At 73.5% G+C, this 19459-nt stretch carries 15 protein-coding genes; 8 read left to right on the forward strand and 7 right to left on the reverse strand.

Annotated features, from left to right (window positions below):
* Positions 1-109 precede the first annotated feature (109 nt).
* The 4 genes from ACIBM5_RS09370 to ACIBM5_RS09385 all read left to right on the forward strand — a co-directional run bounded on the left by ACIBM5_RS09370 (position 110) and on the right by ACIBM5_RS09385 (position 5463).
* The gene (locus ACIBM5_RS09370; RefSeq protein WP_396006214.1) at positions 110-790 is read left to right on the forward strand and encodes a response regulator; all 681 of its coding nucleotides are present in this window, start codon (positions 110-112) and stop codon (positions 788-790) included.
* Positions 787-2262: an ATP-binding protein gene (locus tag ACIBM5_RS09375; RefSeq protein ID WP_396006215.1), complete on the forward strand. Its 1476-nt coding sequence runs from the start codon at positions 787-789 to the stop codon at positions 2260-2262. The genes ACIBM5_RS09370 and ACIBM5_RS09375 overlap by 4 nt, the downstream gene beginning before the upstream one ends.
* A gap of 119 nt (positions 2263-2381) precedes the next feature.
* Positions 2382-2954, forward strand: a complete 573-nt coding sequence (locus tag ACIBM5_RS09380) for a hypothetical protein (RefSeq protein ID WP_396006216.1) — start codon at positions 2382-2384, stop codon at positions 2952-2954.
* A gap of 298 nt (positions 2955-3252) precedes the next feature.
* A complete protein-coding gene (locus ACIBM5_RS09385; protein WP_396006217.1) occupies positions 3253-5463 on the forward strand; it encodes an acyl-CoA dehydrogenase family protein in 2211 nt (736 codons plus the stop codon).
* Here ACIBM5_RS09385 and ACIBM5_RS09390 read toward each other — a convergent pair.
* Positions 5380-8220 (reverse strand): LuxR C-terminal-related transcriptional regulator, encoded by a 2841-nt coding sequence (locus ACIBM5_RS09390; RefSeq protein WP_396006218.1) that lies wholly within the window; start codon positions 8218-8220, stop codon positions 5380-5382. The two genes, ACIBM5_RS09385 and ACIBM5_RS09390, sit on opposite strands and share 84 nt — an antisense overlap.
* A gap of 238 nt (positions 8221-8458) precedes the next feature.
* Positions 8459-8899 carry a VOC family protein gene (locus ACIBM5_RS09395; RefSeq protein ID WP_396006219.1) on the reverse strand — a complete coding sequence of 147 codons (441 nt, stop codon included), beginning with the start codon at positions 8897-8899 and terminating at the stop codon, positions 8459-8461.
* A 136-nt stretch (positions 8900-9035) separates the two neighbouring features.
* Between ACIBM5_RS09395 and ACIBM5_RS09400 the strand changes: the two genes are divergently transcribed.
* Entirely contained in the window at positions 9036-9971 is a 936-nt protein-coding gene (locus tag ACIBM5_RS09400; protein WP_396006220.1) for a polysaccharide deacetylase family protein, read from the forward strand.
* A 116-nt stretch (positions 9972-10087) separates the two neighbouring features.
* Here ACIBM5_RS09400 and ACIBM5_RS09405 read toward each other — a convergent pair whose 3' ends face one another.
* Together ACIBM5_RS09405 and ACIBM5_RS09410 are read right to left on the reverse strand one after the other, a co-directional pair.
* On the reverse strand, positions 10088-10807 hold the full coding sequence (locus ACIBM5_RS09405; protein ID WP_396006222.1) for a response regulator: 720 nt from the start codon (positions 10805-10807) through the stop codon (positions 10088-10090).
* A complete protein-coding gene (locus ACIBM5_RS09410; protein WP_396006223.1) occupies positions 10804-12438 on the reverse strand; it encodes an ATP-binding protein in 1635 nt (544 codons plus the stop codon). The genes ACIBM5_RS09405 and ACIBM5_RS09410 overlap by 4 nt, the downstream gene beginning before the upstream one ends.
* 298 nt (positions 12439-12736) lie before the next feature.
* Here ACIBM5_RS09410 and dctA point away from each other — a divergent pair, with 298 nt between their 5' ends.
* Positions 12737-14236: a C4-dicarboxylate transporter DctA gene (gene dctA / locus ACIBM5_RS09415; protein ID WP_396006224.1), complete on the forward strand. Its 1500-nt coding sequence runs from the start codon at positions 12737-12739 to the stop codon at positions 14234-14236.
* A 158-nt stretch (positions 14237-14394) separates the two neighbouring features.
* Here dctA and ACIBM5_RS09420 read toward each other — a convergent pair whose 3' ends face one another.
* The gene (locus tag ACIBM5_RS09420) at positions 14395-15786 is read right to left on the reverse strand and encodes a tannase/feruloyl esterase family alpha/beta hydrolase (protein ID WP_396006226.1); all 1392 of its coding nucleotides are present in this window, start codon (positions 15784-15786) and stop codon (positions 14395-14397) included.
* A gap of 298 nt (positions 15787-16084) precedes the next feature.
* Between ACIBM5_RS09420 and ACIBM5_RS09425 the strand changes: the two genes are divergently transcribed.
* Complete coding sequence (locus ACIBM5_RS09425) at positions 16085-17347, forward strand: sensor histidine kinase (RefSeq protein WP_396006227.1); 1263 nt, start codon at positions 16085-16087, stop codon at positions 17345-17347.
* Positions 17344-18063 (forward strand): response regulator, encoded by a 720-nt coding sequence (locus tag ACIBM5_RS09430; RefSeq protein ID WP_396006228.1) that lies wholly within the window; start codon positions 17344-17346, stop codon positions 18061-18063. The genes ACIBM5_RS09425 and ACIBM5_RS09430 overlap by 4 nt, the downstream gene beginning before the upstream one ends.
* 70 nt (positions 18064-18133) lie before the next feature.
* On the opposite strand, the gene ACIBM5_RS09435 is transcribed toward ACIBM5_RS09430, so the two are convergent.
* Positions 18134-18913, reverse strand: coding sequence for an FkbM family methyltransferase (locus tag ACIBM5_RS09435; protein ID WP_396006229.1), 780 nt, complete (start codon positions 18911-18913; stop codon positions 18134-18136).
* Positions 18910-19119, reverse strand: a complete 210-nt coding sequence (locus tag ACIBM5_RS09440) for a Trm112 family protein (RefSeq protein ID WP_396006383.1) — start codon at positions 19117-19119, stop codon at positions 18910-18912. The genes ACIBM5_RS09435 and ACIBM5_RS09440 overlap by 4 nt, the downstream gene beginning before the upstream one ends.
* Between the last annotated feature and the right edge of the window lie 340 nt (positions 19120-19459).

Genomic DNA, 19459 nt, shown 5'->3' on the forward strand with positions numbered 1-19459 from the left:
GCGAGCGCGGATGACCACACTCGGCCGGGAAGAAGACCGTTCTGTCACAACCGGCCCGATCGCTTCCGCGAAGCGCGTTCGCGGTCGGATGCTGATCGATACTGAACCAATGGTTCGCGTGCTCCTGATCGAAGACGACCCCGCCGTGGCCGAGGGCCTGGCCATCGGCCTGCGCCGGCAAGGCCACACGACCGAGGTGCGGCACAGCGGCGAGGACGGCCTCGCGGGAGTGGCCGGATTCGATCCCGACCTGGTCGTGCTGGACCTGATGTTGCCCGGCATCGACGGCTTCGAGGTGTGCCGGCGCATCCGCCGGGCCGGCACCCTGCCGGTGATCATGCTCACCGCGCGCAACGAGGACATGGACGTCGTCCTGGGCCTGGAGGCGGGTGCCGACGACTACGTGGTCAAGCCGGTGCAGGCCCGGGTCCTGGAGGCCCGGATCCGTGCGGTGCTGCGCCGCACCGAGTCGGCGGCCCCGGTCGGGCGCCGCGAGGTACACGGCGAACTGACCCTGGATCGCACCGCGCTCACCGTGCTCAAGGCCGGCCGGCCGGTCGCCCTGGCGCCCTCCGAGCTGCGGTTGTTGCTCGCCCTGTCCGCCTCTCCCGGCCAGGTGTTCAGCCGGGGGCAACTGCTGGAGGCGGTGTGGGAGCACCCCTACCTCGGGGACAGCCGCCTGGTCGACGCGTGCGTCAAGCGCCTGCGGATCAAGATCGAGGAGCCGGACCGGCCGGCTCGCTACATCCAGACCGTGCGCGGCTTCGGCTACCGGTTCGGGCCGCTGTGACCGGGCCGCTCGCCCGGCTGCGCGTGCTGCGAGGCCTGCGGGTGCGGCTGGCCTCGGCCTGCCTGCTCGTCGCCGCGTTCGCCGCGCTCGCGACCGCCGCGCTGACCTACCGGGAAGCTCGTACCGCGATGTTGCAACGCGCCCAGGACTCGGTGGTGCGCTCGGTGCGCGACCGGGTCGACGCGGTCGCGCCGTCGGTGCCGTTCCCGCCGGACCAGGCCGCGCTGGAGCGGATCGTGGCGCTGGTGGACACCCGGGGCAACAACGACCACTGGGCCGTCGCGGCCGGCTACCGGGACCTGTGGGCGGCCACCGACCGCACGCTGACACCGAACGCGATCCCCGCCGAGCTGCGCACCACCTCCACCGCGGCGACCGCGTTCCAGCGGGTGGAGCGCGAGGGCGTGATCCTGCTCGCCGTCGGCGTGCCGGTGACCTTCGCCAAACCGCTCGACGGACGCCTGTCCGGCGTGCAGGTCTACGTGCTCACCCCGATGCGCGCGCAGATGCAGGAGGAGGCGGCCCTGGTCCGGGCCGCGCGCAACGGCGCGATCCCGGCGGTCCTGCTCGCACTGGTCCTGGCACTGGTGGTGGCCGGCGGGGTGCTGCGCCCGGTCCGGGCCCTGCAACGGGCCACCCGGCGGCTGGCCCAGGGCCGCCTGGACACCCGGCTCCAGGTCAAGGGCGGGGACGAACTCGCGGAGCTGGCAAGGGACTTCAACCACACCGCGGCGGCCCTGGAGCAGAACGAGGCGCGGCTGCGCACGATGGAGGCCCGGGCGCGCGGCTTCGCGGCCGACGTCTCGCACGAACTGCGCACCCCGCTCGCGGCGATGGCCGCCGTGATAGACGTGCTCGACGAGGACGCCGCCGCCGAGCGGCTGGATCCGGACACGGCCGCCGCGCTGCGTCTGGTCTCCGCCGAGACCGGCAAGCTGACCCGACTCGTCGACGACCTGATGGAGATCTCCCGCTTCGACGCCGGCGCCGCCGCGCTGCACGTGGACGAACTCGACGTGGCCGAGGCGGTGCGTCGCTGTCTGGCCGCACGGGCCTGGTCGGACGCGGTGTCCACCGAGCTGCCGGCGGGGATTCGGGCCGAGGTCGATCCCAGACGCTTCGACGTGGTGGTGGCCAATTTGGTGGGCAACGCGCTGCGGCACGGCGCGCCGCCGGTCGAGGTGGGCCTGGACACGGAGCGGCGAGCGGACGGCCTGTGGATCGTGCTGCGCGTGGCCGACCGCGGCCCCGGCCTGGCCGCCGACACGCTGGATCGGGTGTTCGAGCGCTTCTTCAAGGCCGACACCGCCCGGGCCCGCTCCGCCGGGAGCGGCCTGGGCATGGCGATCACGCTGGAGAACGTGCGGTTGCACGACGGACGGATCCGGGCGGCGAACCGACCCGACGGCGGCGCGGAGTTCACCGTCGAACTACCCCGGTACGCCCGGATCCGAGCGACGGAGGACGTATGACGACGGCCCGGCCAGGCCCGGTGCGGTGGATCCCGGTGGGGCCGCGCCGCCCGACATCCGCCCTTCGGGCCCGCCGCGCTCACCTCGCCGCACCGGAGAAACAGCCGCACGGAACCACGATGCGGCTGCTGCTCCGACACGTCCGGCCAGGGCACCGGACGACGCGACCCGATCCGCGAAGGTCCGCCGGACTCGGCCTGGCGGCGGCGGTCGCGTTGCTCGCGGTCGGCGCCGGTTGCGGTATCCCCACCACCGGTGCGGTGGAGGCCGGGTTGCCCGCGCAGGGCATCGTCTCGCCCGCCCCGCCGGGACAGCCCGGCAGCCTGTACGTCTACCTGATCGCCGACCATCGCATCCAACCCGTCCTGCGCACCTCGCTCACCGGTGTCACCCCGCAGGCCGCGATCGACCTGCTGCTCGCGGGACCCAGCTGGGAGGAGGTCCGGGCCGGGGTGACCAGCGCCGTCCCGCGCAACGCCGGACCCGCGCGGGTGAGCGCCCAGGGCGTCACCCTCCGGGTCGACCTGGCCGGTGCCACTCCGCTCACCGGACTCCTCCTGGACCAACTGGTGTGCACCGCTTCGATGGCCGACATCCGCAACGCCCCGAACGGGATCGCGGCGCCGGTGTCGGTGAGTACGCCGATCCAGCGCGTGGAGAACCGGTTCTGCCCCAACCCGATCGTGAACTGAGTCGGTTCTGCGGCGACCGGGGCGCGCACGTCGGGTCGGGGGCGGTGCATGTGCCGGCGGCGCGCGTTCGGCCGACCGGACGCGGAACGGCAACCCCAGCCCGGGTAGGGGCGGCGGTCAGGGGTTCCGCCACCGATCCCGGGTTCATACGCTGGCGGGGCCAACCGGTTGACCGCCGCGTCGTCGCGCCCGTCGAACCGGCGATTCCCGGACGGGCCGAGGGCGTTGCCCACACCACCGGAGCAGATCCGCAGGGCCCGAAGCGTGTTCGGGACGCATCGCCGAAGGGAGCCACGACATGGACGTGTCGCACCGGGACGAGGTCGGGGAGTTCACCGCGAACGCGGCGGCCCTGATCACCCGACACTGGGGCCGGGCCGGCGCCGCGCCCACCGGGGACCTGGACCGGCTGTGGGACGTGGGTGCCGTGCACGGCTGGTTCGACCTGGGCGACACCGGCGCCCTGGCCGCCGCGATCGCTCTGGTTCGCGCGCTCGGGCGGGCCGCATGCCCGCTGCCGGTGCTGGACGCCTTCGTCGCGGCCCGGCTGTTCGCCGCGAACACCGGCCTGGCCGGCGCGATCGGCGACGGCGGCATCCGGGTGGTGACCGCGCTGCCGGGCGGGGGCGAGGCCGACGTCGGCACCGACTGCCTGATCGAGGCCGGCGACGCGGCCACCCACGTGCTGCGCCTGCCGTACGGCGGCGGCCCGGTGGGGCTGTACCGCATCCTCGCGGCCGAACCGGTCGAGGGTCTGGCCGTACCCCGGTGGTCCCGGGCCCGACTCGGGGCGGCCCTCGCGTACGACGCGATCCCGGCGGATCGGGCCGATCGGCTGCTGACCCTGCTCCGACTGGGCCTGGCCGCACGTGCGTTCGGCGCCGCCGAGCGCACGGTGGCAGCCGGGCGGGCCGGGAGCGGTGCTCGGCGGGAGGTCCGGATCGGCGCGCGCGGCCAGGGCCGGCCGCGGGCCGAGCACAGCCGGATCGAACTCGACGCCGGCGACCTGCTGATCACCGACGCGGTCCGCCGGTACAGCGAGGGCGCCACCGACTGGGTGCTCGCCGCCGAACTGGCCGTCGCGCACGTGCGTCGGATCGCCCCGCGGGTGCGTGTCGACGCCCATCGGCCACAGGCTTCGGCCGCCGGCCGCTTCGACGACCACGAGACGCCGTGGTTGTTCCGCCGGGTGCACACCGATCTGGCCTGCCTGGGTGCGTTCGGCACGCCCGGCGGCGAGGTCGCCGATCGCCTGTTGGAGGCCGACCCGGACACCGAAGCGGACGCCGGCCCGGATGCCGGCGTCGGGTTGCCCGAACCCCGCCTGGGGCCGGACGGCGATGCCCTGCGCAAGGCGGTCCGCAAGGTGGTCGCGAGCCGCCCGATACCGCGACCGTCGGGCCCGGAGCAGGCCGACGACCCGGCAACCGTGGCCGAGTTGGCCGAACACGGCTGGTTCGCCCTGGAGTGGTCCGCGGTGCACGGCGGCAGCGGCGGCACTCCCGCCGAACGGTTCGCGCTGCGCCAGGAGGTCTGCCGGCATCGCCTGCCGGTCACCGATGCCCTGGCGTGCGCCACCGCGTTCGGCGCGGCGATCGCCCGGCACGGCACGCCGGAGCAGCGGGAGCGGTTGTTGCCCGGGATCCGCCGGGGCACGCTGCGCATCGCGCCGGGCTACCGGGCCGCGCGGGCCGAGTTCGACCCGGCCGCGGTGCGGGTGCGTGCGGCGCGGGCCGGCGGCGAGGAACGGGGTGACTGGGTGGTGAACGGCGATCGGCTGTGGTTCGCCGACGCGGAGGGGGCCCGCTACGTGTGGCTGGCCGCGCGTACCGACCCCGACCGCCGGCGACCGCAGGCCGGCCTCACCGTGTTCCTGGTGCCGCTCGACACGCCGGGCGTGACCGTGCGACCGCACCGGTCCCCGACGGGCGAGAGCGGATGCTCGGTGCTGCTCGACCGGGTCGAGGTCGCGGACACGGCCAGGATCGGTGCCGTGCACGGCGGTTGGTCGGTGATCGTGGACACCTTCGCCCCCGAGTCGGTCGCGGCCGGCGACGTCGCGGCCACGCTGCACCGCGAACTGGTCGACCTGATCGGGCTGCTGCGCACGGGCCCGGAAGCGGCCTCGGCGGCGGGGCCGCGTGGCTCCGCCGCGCGCGCCGGACTGTCCGAACTGGCCATGCGGGTGCAGGCGATCCGCCTCCTGGCGGCGGCCGCGGTGATGCCCGCGCGGGGCATCGGCGACGACACCGCGCGCCTGCATGCCCTCGCGGCCGGGGCGTTGGGCGGTGAACTGGCCACGGACTTCGGCGCGTTGGTGCTGGATCTGCTGGGTCCGGCGGCGGCACTGGGCGCGGGTGTGGCGGGTGTGGCGGGCGTGGCGGGCGTGCTGGGCGAGGGGGTGGCCGGGCCGGCGCCGCGTCGGTCAGCGGCGGATGCGCTCGGCGGCACCGGCGACCTGCACCGCGGCCTGTTCGCCCGGGCGTTGGGGCTGCCGGTGCGGGTCTGAGTCGGTGGCCGCGGGCCCGGTGGATCGGGGCTCGTCGGTGCGCCGCGGGGCTGCGCCGGGCGGTTCGTGGGCGGGCCGACACCAGTCCAGGTGCGACCGCAGGTGGGCGGGCAGTTGCCGGCGGTTCTTGATGTCGAGTTTGCGGTAGACCCGGGTCAGATGCTGCTCGACGGTGCTCACCGTGATGAACAACTCCTCGGAGATGCCCCGGTTGCTGTACCCGGACGCGGCCAGTGCGGCGACCCGCTTCTCCGATTCGCTCAGATCCGCGCCCGCGCCGCCGATGTTCGTCTCCAACAGGTCGGCGTACGCGTGCGCGATGTTGCGCGCACGCGGGCGTGCGCCGCAGTCCCGGGTCAGGTGCCAGACCCGGGACTGCAGGGTGGCGGCGCGGACCGGCTCGGCCAGGGCCCGATAGGACTCGGCGAGGGCCTCCAGGGTGCGGGCCAACTCCAACGTGTCCTCGGAGCGGCGCAGCGCCTCGACCGCCTGGGTCAGCAGTGCCGGGCGTTCGGCGACGTCGACGGTCATCGCGTGCAGCCGCAGCGTGGTCCCGCGGATCCGGCCGCCACCGGGACCGCACAGCCGTAGCTGCTCGGTCACCAGGTCCCGGGCGCGCTCGGTCTCGTCGAGGCGCAGCAGGGCCTCGGCGGCGTCGGTGCGCCAGGGCACGAAGAACGGCTGGTCCACTCCCCAGCCGTGGACCAGCCAGGCCACCTGGAGGAAATCGGCGAGTGCGGCCCGGACCCGGTCGGTGGCCAGCAGGAATCGGCCCCGGGCGCGCAGGTAGGCGAGTCCGTGCAGGCCGGTGAACAGGTCCTTGCCGACCGGCTGGTTCACCTGGTGTGCGGCGGCCGCGTAGTCGCCCATCTCGGTGTACACGCTGATCAGACTCGTCAGCGGGCCGCCGAGGAACAGACTTCCGGCGCGCTCGGGCAGGACCGCCATCGCCTGTCGCGCGTACGTCTCCGCCTCCGGCAACCGGCCCCGGCGCAGCGCCGCCTGGGCACACGCCGAGCCGAACACGGCCTGCCAGCCGGGAGCTTCGCGCCGGATCGATTCGGCAAGCAGGGCCCGGGCGTGGGCTTCCGCGCGGCTCGCGCGGTCCCGGTCGATCAACAGGTGCAGCGCGGCGACCAGCGGCGACAGGGTCACGTCGGTCAACCCGGACACCCGCAACAGGTGTTCGGCGGCCTCGACGCGCTCGACGGGATCGGGTAACGGCGCGGCCGGTTGCGGGTGGCACAGCCACGGGTGCGGGAGGTCCGATTCGACGTGGTCGATCCACTCCGCCCGCGGGTCGGTGTGTTCCTTGAGCCGGTCGAGGACCCGGCGGGCCGCGTCCAGCCGGCCGTGCGACAACAGTTGGTGGGCCAGCGGGGTCATGCTCGACGCGGGCAGGTCGCCCAGGGCCAGCGCGGTCAACGGCTCGCCCAGGCACCGCTGTTCGGCGGCGTGGGGGTTGAGCCGCCCGGTGACCTCGGCGAGCCGGACGTGCGTCTCGGCGCGCGCGGCGGGGTCGCGGCACTGTTCGGCGGCCAGTTCGAGGCAGGCGATCGCCCGGTGGGCCCGATCCCCGTCCAACGCCTCCTCGGCGGCCTCGCGCAGCACGCCCACCGCCCACGGGTCGGGGGCCTCGCGGGCGGCGAGCAGATGGGTGGCGATCCGGGCCGCCGGGGCACCCTCGTAGCGCAGCACGGCGGCGGCGCGACGATGCAGGCCGCCGTGTTCGGCCGGATCCAGACTGTCCAGCAGCGCGTTGCGGGCCGCGCGGCGCAGTCGGTCCCCGTCCAGCAGGCCGGCGCCGGAGAGCGCGCCCAGGGCCTGTGCGGTGGCGCGTGGCGTGGTGTCGGCGATCCGGGACAACACCTGGGCCGACGCGCCGGCGTCCAGGACGGCCGCGGCCCGGGCCACCCGCCACATGCCGGCCCCGCCTCGGCGCAGGCAGGTCAGCACGGCCTGGCTGAACGGGCCGCCGGGCGTCGGCGGCGTCGCGGCACCGGACGCGGATCGGTGCTCGGCGATCAGTGCGCGCAGCAACAGCGGGTTGCCGCCGGTGTGTTCGTGGTACCACTGGGCTGGATCCGAGACGGAGCCCGCATCCGAATCCGGGGCCGAGTTCGGATCCGGGGCCGGGTCCGGGCCCGAGTTCGGGTCGGGGACGTCGGGGTGCTCGGCGAGCAGTTCGGCCACGCCGGTCGGGGTCAGCGGGGCCAGGCGAAGGCGAGCCAGGTCCGGTTGGCGCAGGAACTCGGTGTCCGACTGCGGGTCCGCCAGGGCGAAGTCGAGCGAGCGGGCGAACAGTACGAGAACCCGGGCCCGGCCCGAATGCCGAGCCAGGTGCAACAGGCACCGCACCGAGGCGGCATCGGCGTGTTGCACGTCGTCCAGGGACACCACCACCGGTTGCCGCAGGGCTACTTCGTGGATCGCGGTGGTGAATCGCCGGGCCGCGCGGGTGGTGTCCTCGTCCTCGACCAACCGACCCAGGGCGAGGGCCAGTCGGGCCGGTACGGACGGGCCGTCGAGGAACTGGGCCAGGATCGCCAGGGGTCGGGCGCGGGGCGCGGCCGACCCGGTCGCGGACAGCGACATCGCGCCGATGGCCGCGGCCTGCTCGCCGACCCAGCCGAGTATCTCGCTCTTGCCGCAACCCACGGCGCCGTCCACCAGGACGACACCGCCTCGTGCGGCGGCGCATTCCCGGAGCGCCGTGCGCAACCTGCCGATTTCCGGCCCTCGTTCGATGAACTTCATGGCCTCTGCGAGCCCCCAAGTATCGCCGTGCACACGTTCTCCCACCGGTGCATGAAACCCCGGAGCCGCCGGCCTCGTCAACCATAGGTAACCGGCCATTGACCGCCAGTGACAGCGGACGGGTTGTTTGTGCCTGTGCGAACGGGCGGGAGAAATCGCGAACGTGTCCGGCCCACCACCCAGGGCCGCCCGGCGCCGGCCCGGGAGGGTGCCGACCCGGGACGGTGCCGCGGGTGGGTCAGTTCGGCGCCCGGCCGGCCGCGACGCAGAACTCGTTGCCCTCGGGGTCGGCCATCACGAAGTGGTGGCCGGTGTCCTCGTGCAGGATGGTGCCGCCCGCGGCCACCAGGCGCGCGGCCTCGGCGCCCATGCGGTCCCAGCGCTCCTCGGGCGAGCCGTGTCCGGGCACCCGGATGTCGATGTGCAGCCGATTCTTCACGGTCTTGGGCTCGGGCACCTTCAGGATGGACAGCCGAGGCCCCACACCCTGCGGATCGCACAACCACGCGGAGTCGTCCGGCGACTCGTCGTCGGGCAGGTCGAACGACGCGAACCATTCCGCGCGAGTCTCGAACGGCGCGGGCGGCGGTTCGTCGATGTAACCCAGGGCCGTCTTCCAGAAGTCGGCCACGAGCGGCGCGTTCGTGCAGTCCAGGGTCAGGGAGATGTACACAGTCATACCGCGACGCTAGTGCCGACGACACTCGGCGGTGTGCCACACGGGTACCGGACGGTGCGCGCGGGGGTGATCCTCCAGGGCGCGTTCTCGATCCCGCGTCGTGGCGCTCGGGGCGGGATCGAGGACACGCTCTAGGGTGAACCCGCACGGCGGTTGGCGTCGCGCGGATGTGGAGGACGGCGCGATGGACGTGGGCCGACGGGTGGTGCTGGCAGCCGCGTTGGGCGGGCTTCTGGCGGGGTGTTCGGATGCGGGGAAGTCCGCCGCGCCGACGACGACGGCACCGCCGGCGCCGGCGGCGGCTCGCCCCGCCCCGTCGGAGCCGACACCGCCGCAGCCCTCGGGCCCGCCGCCGGCCGCCGTCCCGACCCGGGAGCAGATCGTCGCCCGGTACGGCAGGCAGGTGCCCACGAGTTGGGGCCTGGAGGTGCCGGGGTCGTTGTCCCGCCTGCCCGGCACCAGGAAGGTCGCGGCGCTGACCTTCGACGCGTGCGGCGGCAAGGGTGGCAGCGAGTACGACCGCGCACTGATCGACTTCCTGCGTGAACGGTCGGTCCCGGCAACCCTGTTCGTCAACTCCCGCTGGGTCGACGAGAACCTGCCCACGCTCCGGCAACTGGCCGCCGACCCGCTCTTCGAGATCGCCAACCACGGCACCCGGCATCTGCCGCTGTCGGTGTCCGGCCGCGCCGCCTACGGCATCCCCGGCACCAGGGATGCGGGCGAGGTCTACGACGAGATCACCGGCAACCGGGCCAAACTCACCGAACTGCTCGGCCGGCCACCGCGGTTCTTCCGCTCCGGGACGGCCTACTGCGACGACGTGGCGGCGCGGATCGTCACCGACGTCGGCGAACGCTTCGCGAGCTTCCACGTCAACGCCGACGGCGGCGCCACCTTCACCCCCGAGCAGGTTCGCAAGGCGATGCGGGACGTACGCCCGGGCTCGGTGGTGATCGGCCACATGAACCACCCACGCGGCGGCACCGCCGCCGGCATCCGCCTGGCCGTTCCCGAACTCCTGCAACAGGGCTACACGTTCGTGCGCCTCTCGGACGCGCCCGAGTCCTGAACCGGCCGATGGCGGTACCGGGGTCGGAGCGTCCCGACCCCGGAATCGGCGGGGCGGGACCCCGAGGCGACCCGGTGTTCGCTCACGGCCTCGCTTGCGGGCGTGCCGAACAGGGCCTATCCGGGTCCGGGTGGGCCGGACGTCTCCGGTTGTGGGGTGTGCCAGCGGTAGATGTATTCGGGGCGACCGGCGCGTCCGTAGCGGGGTTCGCGCGAGACCAGGCGGCGGGCGGACAGGTGGTCCAGGTAGCGGCGGGCGGTCGGGCGGGAGACGCCGACCGCGTCGGCGATGTCGGCGGCGGAGGTCACCGCGCCCGTGCTCAGGTGCGCGACGATCGCCTCGAACGTGGCGGCGGCCAGGCCCTTGGGCAGCGGCGCCGCCTCGGAGGTGCGGCGCAGCGCGGCGAACGCCTGGTCGACCTCGCGCTGTCCGGTGGCGGTCGGCGCGGCACCGGCCGCGCCGATCCGGCGGCGGTATTCCGCGTAGCCGTCCAGGCGCTCGCGGAACGCGGCGAACGAGAACGGCTTGAGCAGGTACTGCACCACGCCCAGTGACACCGCCGAGCGCACCAGCCGCAGATCCCGGGCCGAGGTGACGGCGATGACATCGGCGTCGTGTCCCTGGGCGCGCATGGTCCGGCACAGGTCGAGGCCGTGCAGGTCCGGGAGGTAGAGGTCGAGCAGGACCAGGTCGACTCGGCGGGTGGACAACAGGCGCAGTGCCTCGGTGCCGCTGCCGGTGACGCCGGCCACCTCGAACTCCGGGATGCGGCCGGTGAAGACCGCGTGCGCCTCGGCCAGGACCGGGTCGTCCTCGACGATCAGGGTGCGAATCATGCTTCCTCCCCCGGACGTTGGCCCGGCAGTGCGGGCAGGCGCACGGTGAACACCGCGCCGCCGGTCTCGCCGCGGGCGACGTCGACGGTGCCGGCATGCCGGGCCACCGTGGCCCGGACCAGGGCCAGACCCAGACCGCGATCCTGGGATCCGTAACTCTCCTTGGTACTCCACCCGCGCTCGAACACCCGGGTGGCGAGCGGTTCGTCGATGCCGGGGCCGCTGTCCGCGACCCGCAGCAGCAGGCCGCCGTCGACCGCGTCCGGGTCGACGCCGACGGTGACCCGCACGGTGCGCGGCGGCGGCGCGGACACCGCCGCGTCGATCGCGTTGTCGACCAGGTTGCCCAGCACGGTGACCAGGTCGCGTGGTTCGAACCGGGAGGCGAGCGCGTCGAGCGGGTCCGGCCCGTCGTGGTCGGTCGCCGGCCCGGCGGTCACGGTCAGCTGCACACCGCGTTCGGCGGCCTGCGCGTGCTTGCCGAACAGCAGTGCGGCCAGGGCGGGTTCGTGTACGGCGGCGGTGAGTTCGTCGGCCAGGTCCTGGGCGGCGGTCAGTTCGCCGGTGGCGAATCTGATCGCCTCCTCGCCGCGCCCGAGTTCGATCAGCGCGACGATCGTGTGCAGCCGGTTGCCGGTCTCGTGTGCGGATGCGCGCAGCGCCTCGGCGAAGCCCTTGACCTGATCGAGTTCGCCGACCAGGGCGCGCAGTTCGGTGTGGTCGCGGAAGGTGGCCACCATCCGCCCGTCCCGGCCGGTCGGGCTGATGTTGACCGCGAGGGCGCGGGTGTTGCACAGGTGGATCTCGTCGCCGACCGTGCGGCCGGCGACGAGCGTGTCGGCCAGGGTGCGGTCCAGACCCAGGGTGCCCACGTGCCGCCCCTCCGGCGCGGCCGGCAGCGCGAGCAGTCGGACGGCCTCGTCGTTGGCCAGCACCAGTCGGCCGGCGGAGTCCACCACGATCAGGCCCTCGCGGACGGCGTGCAGGACCGCGTCGTGGTGTTCGTACACCCGCCGCAGCTCCACCGGTCCCAGACCCAGGGTCTGCCGGCGCAGCCGGTGGTGCACGGCCATGCTCGCCGCGCAGGCCACGGCGAGCGCTGCGGCGGCGACCGCGAGCACCAGCGGGACGTCCTGGCCGACCAGCGCGTCGACCCGGCGGTTGGTGACGCCGACGGAGACCAGCGCGAGCGGACGGCCGTCGGGGCCGAGGATCGGGACGACGGCGCGTACGGAGGGGCCCAGCGAGCCGGTGTAGGTCTCGGTCGAGGTGCGCCCCCGGGCCGCGGCGTCGATGTGACCGAGGAACGTCTTGCCGATCCTGGTCGGGTCGGGGTGGGTGAAGCGGGTGCCGTCGACGCTCATCACCACCACGAAATCGACGCCGTTCTCCTTGCGGATTTGCTCGGCCGTCGGCTGGAGCCGGGCGGTCGGGTCGGCGGAGCCGGCGGCCTCGACGATGCCGGGCGCGCGGGCCAGCGTGCGGGCCACGTCGAGCGCGCGCTCGCGGGCGGTCTGCTCGCCGGAGCGGCGTACGGCATGGACGGCGACGCCGGAGCCCGCCGCGACGAGCAGCAGGACGAGGGCGAGCTGCCACAGCAGCACCTGCCGAGCGATGCTCTGGTTGGCCATGCGCGAATTATCACTGGACGTCCGGCCCGTCTCGCAAGGCAGTCACTGTCCGCATTTCAGGCGTTTTCCGACGATTCGGCCGGAATTTCGTCGTGCGCGTAATGCGCGTAACCACCGACCCTCTCCCCTGGCGCGCCAATCTACGTGCCGTAACGCGCTGTTTCGCCGATGTTTCCGCCGCCCGACCGGTTCGACCACCGGCCGGGCCCCGCCGGGCGAGGCGGGCCCGGCCCGGTGCCGGCTCCGGTGTCGCAGCGTTCCCGTCCGCTCGACCCGACACCCTCCCGGGAGGCCCCTCATGTCCCAGGCCACCACGACCGACCCGGCCGCCGGCGCGGCCGACCCGCCGCCGCCCGCCGACTCGCCGCCCGTACGGGCAGCGCAGGCGCGCCGGCCCTGGTACACGCTGTTGTACGTGTGGGTCCTGGTCGGCATCCTCGCCGGCATCGTGGTCGGCGCCGCCTGGCCGCACACCGGCGAACAGCTGCGCCCGCTGGGCGACACGTTCGTCAACGCGATCAAGATGATCATCACGCCGATCATCTTCGTGACCGTGGTGACCGGCATCGCGGGCGTGGACAGCCTGCGCGGCGCCGGCCGGATCGGCTGGAAGTCGCTGGTCTATTTCGAGGCGCTGACCACGATCGCGCTGATCCTGGGCCTGGTCGTGATGAACGTGCTGCGCCCGGGCGACGGGGTACACGCCGACGTCGGTTCGATGAAGGTCTCCGCGACCGCGCAGGGCTACATCGACAAGGGCGAGGCGCAGTCCTGGTGGCATTTCCTCACCGATCTGGTGCCCAGCAGCGTGGTCGGCGCCTTCGCCGACGGCGACGTGCTCAAGGTGTTGTTCTTCGCGGTGCTCTTCGGCATCGCGATCAAGCTGGTCGGGCGCCCGGCGGAGGGCATCGCGGTCGGCGTGGAGCGGACCGGCCGGGTGCTGTTCGCGGTGCTGCGCATCGTGATGTACGCGGCACCGGTCGGCGCGTTCGGCGCGATGGCGTTCACGGTCGGCAAGTACGGGCTCGACACGCTGACCAGCCTGGGCGAACTGGTGGCGATCTTCTACGGGACGAGCCTGTTCTTCGTGGTGGTGGTGCTCGGTGTGGTGATGGCCGCGATCCGGCTGAACATCCTGCACCTGCTGCGCTACATGAAGGACGAACTGCTGATCGTGCTGGGCACCTCCTCCAGCGAGAGCGTGCTGCCCCGGGTGATCAGCAAGATGGAGAACCTGGGCGTGCCGCGGCAGGTGGCCGGTCTGACGGTGCCGAGCGGGTACTCGTTCAACCTCGACGGGACCTGCATCTACCTGACGCTGGCCGCGCTGTACGTCGCACAGGCCACCGACACACCGCTGTCCATGGGACAACAGCTGAGCCTGGTCGCCGTGCTGTTGCTGACCTCCAAGGGCGCGGCGGGGGTGACCGGGTCGGGGTTCATCGTGCTGGCCGCGACGTTGTCCACGGTCGGGCACGTTCCGGTGGCCGGAATCATGCTGGTGTTCGGCATCGACAAGTTCATGAGCGAGTGCCGCGCGCTGACCAACGTGTGTGGGAACAGCGTGGCGAGTCTGGTGGTGGCCTCCTGGGAGGGCGTGCTGGACCGGGACCGGGCCCGCAAGGTGCTGGCGGGTGAACCCGTCCCGGCACCCGACGACGACGTCGACACGATCACCCCACCCCGACCCGCACCCGCACCCGCACCCGCACCCGTACCCGCCTCCGGCGTCGAGGGGGTCGACCCGGCCGCCGGGGTGGCGGTCACCAAGGACTCGCCGGTGGCGACGCCGCACTGAGCGCGCCCTGCACGTCGGGCACGGCCGGCCCCGGCGCTGCCGGGGCCGGCCGCCCCACCCCGGCGCGTCAGGGCCCCGATTCCGCTCCGCTCGGCCCGCTACCCCCGCATCGCCGCCCCCGCGACCCGGCCGCACCCCGCGCGAGCCGACGAGCACCCCTACAGTCCGCAGCCGTTGACCCGGTCCGCCCCCTCCGCAGCCGCCGGGACGGTGTGGCTCGCGGGCGGCGGCGTGCCGCGCGTGGTCCAGGCGGTCAGGGCGTCGAAGGCCGAGGCGAAGCACGGCGACATCGCCTGGGCCACCTTCGGCAGCGCCGGGTACAGGCCGTCGGCATGCATTCCGCCGGTGACCCGGTAGTAGCGGTGCAGACCGCCGCGCCCGGTCTCGTCGACCATTCTCGCGTACACGTCACCGCTCCTCGTGATCGGCAACAACGCGTCGAGCGTGCCCTGGAGGCTGATCAGCGGACGCTTGATCCGCCCGGTCAGGGACAGCCGTTCCACCACCCTGTGCACGGCGGCCGGACGGTCGGCGTACACGTAGTCGGTGTCGCAACCCTGGATGGTGTTCGGCGGGCAGAACGGCGTGCCGCCCTCCTTGGGGCCGTCGTACCCGGGGTCGATCTCCTCGCGCACGATGCGTTGGAGCGAGTCCCACAACTTCCGGTAGTGGAACTCCCACGTCGGTTCGGAGCCCGCCGGGTAGCCGGCCGCGTACATCTCCTCCCGTGCGCCCGGCACGTTGTCGCGATACCTCGGGTAGGCGCGCAACGCCGCCGGCGCGGTGTCCAGGATGTTGGGTGCGGCGGGCGTGAGCAGCACACCGTGCAACTCGACGCCGCCGGTGAACAGGCCCGGATTGTGCTCGAGTTGCCACCGCACCAGGTAGCCGCCGGCGGAGGCGCCCGCCATGTAGGTCTTCGCCGGCCGCCGACCGTAGTGCCGCGCGGCGACCTGCTTGGCGGCCACGGTCAACTGGGCCACCCGCTCGTGCCATTCCGCGATGGCGTCGCCGGGACGCCGGCCGTCCTCGAAGATCCGCTCGCCGGTGTTGCCCTTGTCGGTGGCCGCGTAGGCGAAGCCCCGCGCGAGCACGTGGTCGGAGATCAGCCGGTCGTTGGCGTACTGCTCGCGCACGCCGGGTGGGCCGGCGACGACCAGGCCGCCGTTCCACTTCTCCGGCAGTCGGATCACGAACTGGGCGTCGTGATGCCACCCATGATTGGTATTGGTCTTCGAGGTGTCCGGGAAGTAGCCGTCGAGCTGGACGCCCTCGACGCCGGACGGATTGGTCGTGCCGGGCGCCTCCAGGCCGGCCCAGTCGTTCGGGTCGGTGTGCCCGGACGCCTCGGTGCCGGCCGTGGTCAGATCGGCCAGGCAGGCGCCGATCACGTACTCCGCGCCGGGCACACGCACGCTGCACGACGATCCGGCGACCGCATCGGACGGGGGTACGGCGCTCGCCGCCGTCGAGCCCAGCGTCGCGGTCAGCAGCCATGCCGCGGCGACGGCGAATGGGCGGGTGGTCTTCGGCAAGATCTTGCCCTTCATGGGGTGATCGGAACGAACGGAGCGCATCCGCATGGACAGGTAAGCGGGGTGAAGCCGGTGCGATCGGAATGCTCGGGACCGCGCCGATCCGAGGTTAGGAAGGGCCGGACGGTGGCCCACAGATGCCGAGTGGCCAGTCCGCGCCCGACCGGCTCCATCCGCGGCCGCGATCGGGCCGGCCGAACGGCACATGACCTTCGGCCAAGGACGGGCACGACCTGCGTCGCGCCGGTCGTGCGTGCGGTCTCCGCCGGTATCGTTCGGCGCACCGCACTCGGGATCGAACAGAGGTGCCAGGATGGCCGCGTCGTCACCGCCGACCCCGATCACGGGGGTGTCCCGGCCCATGCCCTGGGTGCCGCCCACCGTCTACGCCGTCGTGCTGCTCGGCGGACTCTACGGCGGGGTGATCGCGCCCGGTCCGGTCCGGGCGCTGCGCCTGGCCGGGTTCGCCGGCTGCCTGTTGCTCCTGATTGCGCTGGATCGCCGGGAGGTGCGCCGGCACCCGGTCCGCACGCCGCCGCGGCAGGCGGTGCCGCTCCTGATCGGCCGGCTCGCACTGTTCGCGGCGGCGGCCGGACTGGACCGCTCCGGCGTCTCCCGGGCGCTGTTCGTGCTGGTTCCGCTCACCGCGTTCGTCGCCTTCGGGCGGCGGGCCGGTGTGCTGCTGAGCGCGGTGTGTGTGGGAGTGATCCTGCTCGGCAACGTGTTGTGGGTGCCCGGGTGGTACCTGCGTACCGACATCGTCACCGACCTGCTGATGTCCGGCCTGGGCCTGGCGCTCGCGGTCGTGATGGCCTCGATCGCGGTGGGCGAACAGGCGAGCCGGGTGCGGCTCGCCGACACGCTGAGCGAACTGCGGGACTCACACGAGCGGTTGGCCGAGTACGCGACCCGGGTCGAGCAGCTCTCCGTCGCCCGGGAACGCAACCGACTGGCCCGCGAGTTCCACGACGGGCTGGGCCATCACCTGACCGCGATCGCCATCCAGTTGGAGAAGGCCGCGGTGTTCCGGGACCGGGATGCGCCGGTCGCCGAACGGGCGATCGCCGACGCGCGTTGGTCCGCGGACCGGGCACTCGACGAAGTTCGGGCCTCCGTACGGGCGTTGCGCGACGAGGATGAGGCGTTCTCGCTGTCCACGGCGCTTGCGGAGCTGGTCCGGCACGTCGACGGCGGCCCCGCCCGGGTGACCCTGGACGTGAGCGGCGAGGAGCGCGGATTCCACCTCGAATCGCTCACCGCGCTGTATCGGGCCGCGCAGGAGGGCCTGACCAACGCGCACCGGCACGCCGACGCCCGACACGTCGCGGTGTCGGCACGGTACGGCGAACGCGAGGCACGGCTGGTGATCGCCGACGACGGGCGCGGCTTCGCACCGGGCGCGGACCTCGGCGATCGCCCGCCCGGCACCGGTGACGGCTTCGGCCTGCGGGCGATGCGCGAACGGGTCGACCTGCTCGGTGGCCGGGTCGAGGTGGACGCGGCACCGGGACGCGGCACCGTGGTCACGGTCACGGTGCCGCGTGTTCCGGTCGCCGTCGGGGCGGCGAGCCGATGAGTGGGCACGAGGAGGACCCGGTACGGGTGTTGGTGGTCGACGATCAGGAACTGGTCCGCGAGGGCATCGCCTCGCTGCTCGGCGTGCAACCGGGCATCACCGTGATCGGCGCGGTCTCGGACGGCCGCCAGGCGGTGGCCGCGGCCATGGCCGAACAGCCCGACGTGATCCTGATGGACGTGCGGATGCCGGTGCTGGACGGGGTCACCGCGGTCGCGCGGCTGAGCGAGCGCGCACCGCTGTGCCGGGTGATCATGTTGACCACGTTCGACGACGACGAGTACGTGGCGGACGCGCTGCGCGCGGGCGCGGTCGGCTACCTGCTCAAGAACCTGCCCTCGGCGCAACTGGCCGCCGCGGTACGGCTGGCCCGGGCCGGCGTCGCCCAGATCGATGCGTCGATCACCCGACGCCTGGCCGCCGGCATGACCCGCCCGGAACCGCCGGCGGCGCGGCCCGGGCAGCCGGCGCCGGCGCGTGATCCGGGGCCGGGACCGGGTCCGGGCCTCCCCGGACCCGGCCCCGGCGTGCTCACCGAGCGGGAGACCGAGGTCCTCCGGCTGATCGCCACCGGGTCGACCAACCGCGAGATCGCCTCCCGGCTGTTTCTCAGCGAGGGCACGGTCAAGAACCACATCTCCCGAATACTGTCCCGCCTGGGTCTACGCGACCGCACCCACGCGGCGATCTACGCGCACGACCACGGCCTGTTGTGAATGCGACCGGTCCAGGAGCACCGACACGGCGCCCGTGCGCGCGGGCCACCCGGTGCGCACGCCGCGATGGTCAGCCGCCCGCCCCCGGACCCGGCTGCCGCGCCCCCGGCAGGAACAGCACCGAGTTGACGTAGCGCCGGCTGAACGGTGCCAACGTGCGGCGCAGCAGGCCGCGTTCGGCCACGTGCGACGTGCGCGCCTGATGGCCGGCCAGATCGAAGTCGGCCAGGGGCAGCCAGTGCCGACCGGGCAACACCCAGCCTTGGTAGTCCAGTCGGTGCAGGAAGTCGAGCACCGGCGTGGGCGACTGGATGCGCGCCTCCAACTCGATGAACAGCGCCGGGTGATCCCGATTCAGGATGTCCCGGGCACCGTGCAGCACGGCCGATTCGCTGCCGTCCACGTCGATCTTGACGAACCTGACGTCGGTCAGGCCGAGATCGTCCAGGCGCACGCAGGGTACGTCCAGCGCCCGATCGTGGATCCGCCTGCGTACGAGCGAGGACACGCCGCGATCACCGCGGTCGCCCGGTGGCAACCACAGCGCGACGGTGCCGGTGGCGCGGTCGCCTGCCGCGGCGCCCACCACGCGCACGTTGGCCGGCGTGCCGGTGTCGAGCAACGCGGCCAGATGCGGTACCGGTTCCACCGTCACCACCGACTCCGCGCGCCCGGCCAGTCGCCGGGACCACGGGCCGTACCAGCCGCCCACGTCGACGGCGGTGCCGCCGCGCGGGACGAAGTCGGCGATCCGCCGCAACTCCGGTTCGAAGCGCGGGTACAGCACGTCGACGGCGGCGATGACCAGTCGCGGGGACACCCGGGGCGCGAGCCGGGCGGCGAGCGTCATGGGGCGATCCGTCGGGTGAGCCGGGCGTGTTCGTCGTCCGAGACCCGGACGCCGGAAGAGGGGAGGAGTTGGGGGATTCCGTCGACGATCGGGTAGCGGCGGTGCAGTCTCGGGTTGTACAAGGCGTCCTCCGAAAGAAGCAGGGTGAGTGGTCCCTTGTCCAGTGGGCAGGCCAGGATCCGGAGGAGCGGATCGTCGGGTTGCATGGGCGACTCCTCTGGCGAGGCGGTGACTTCCGGTGTGCGGTGCGCGTCTTCCTCGGGGTCGATGTCCTCCGCGGGGCCGGTGTCCCGGTCGTGCCGGGGCAGGAGCAGCAGGACGGTCACGGCGAGCAGGCCACCGAGCAGGCGCAGGGCCGGTCGGACCCGGTCGTCCGGCAGCGCCTCGCCGAAGGCGAAGCTGCCCGGCCCGGCGATGAGCAGGGCGGAGACCGTGGTGCACACCGGCACGAGCAGCGACGCCCGGCAGCGTTGCAGCGCGGTCTGGGACAACACCAGGCCGGCCGCGCCGATGCCGACGAGCAGGTACGGGTAGGGGGAGCGGAGC

Origin of the sequence: Embleya sp. NPDC050493 (assembly GCF_044458105.1) — a bacterium.
Lineage (GTDB): Bacteria > Actinomycetota > Actinomycetes > Streptomycetales > Streptomycetaceae > Embleya.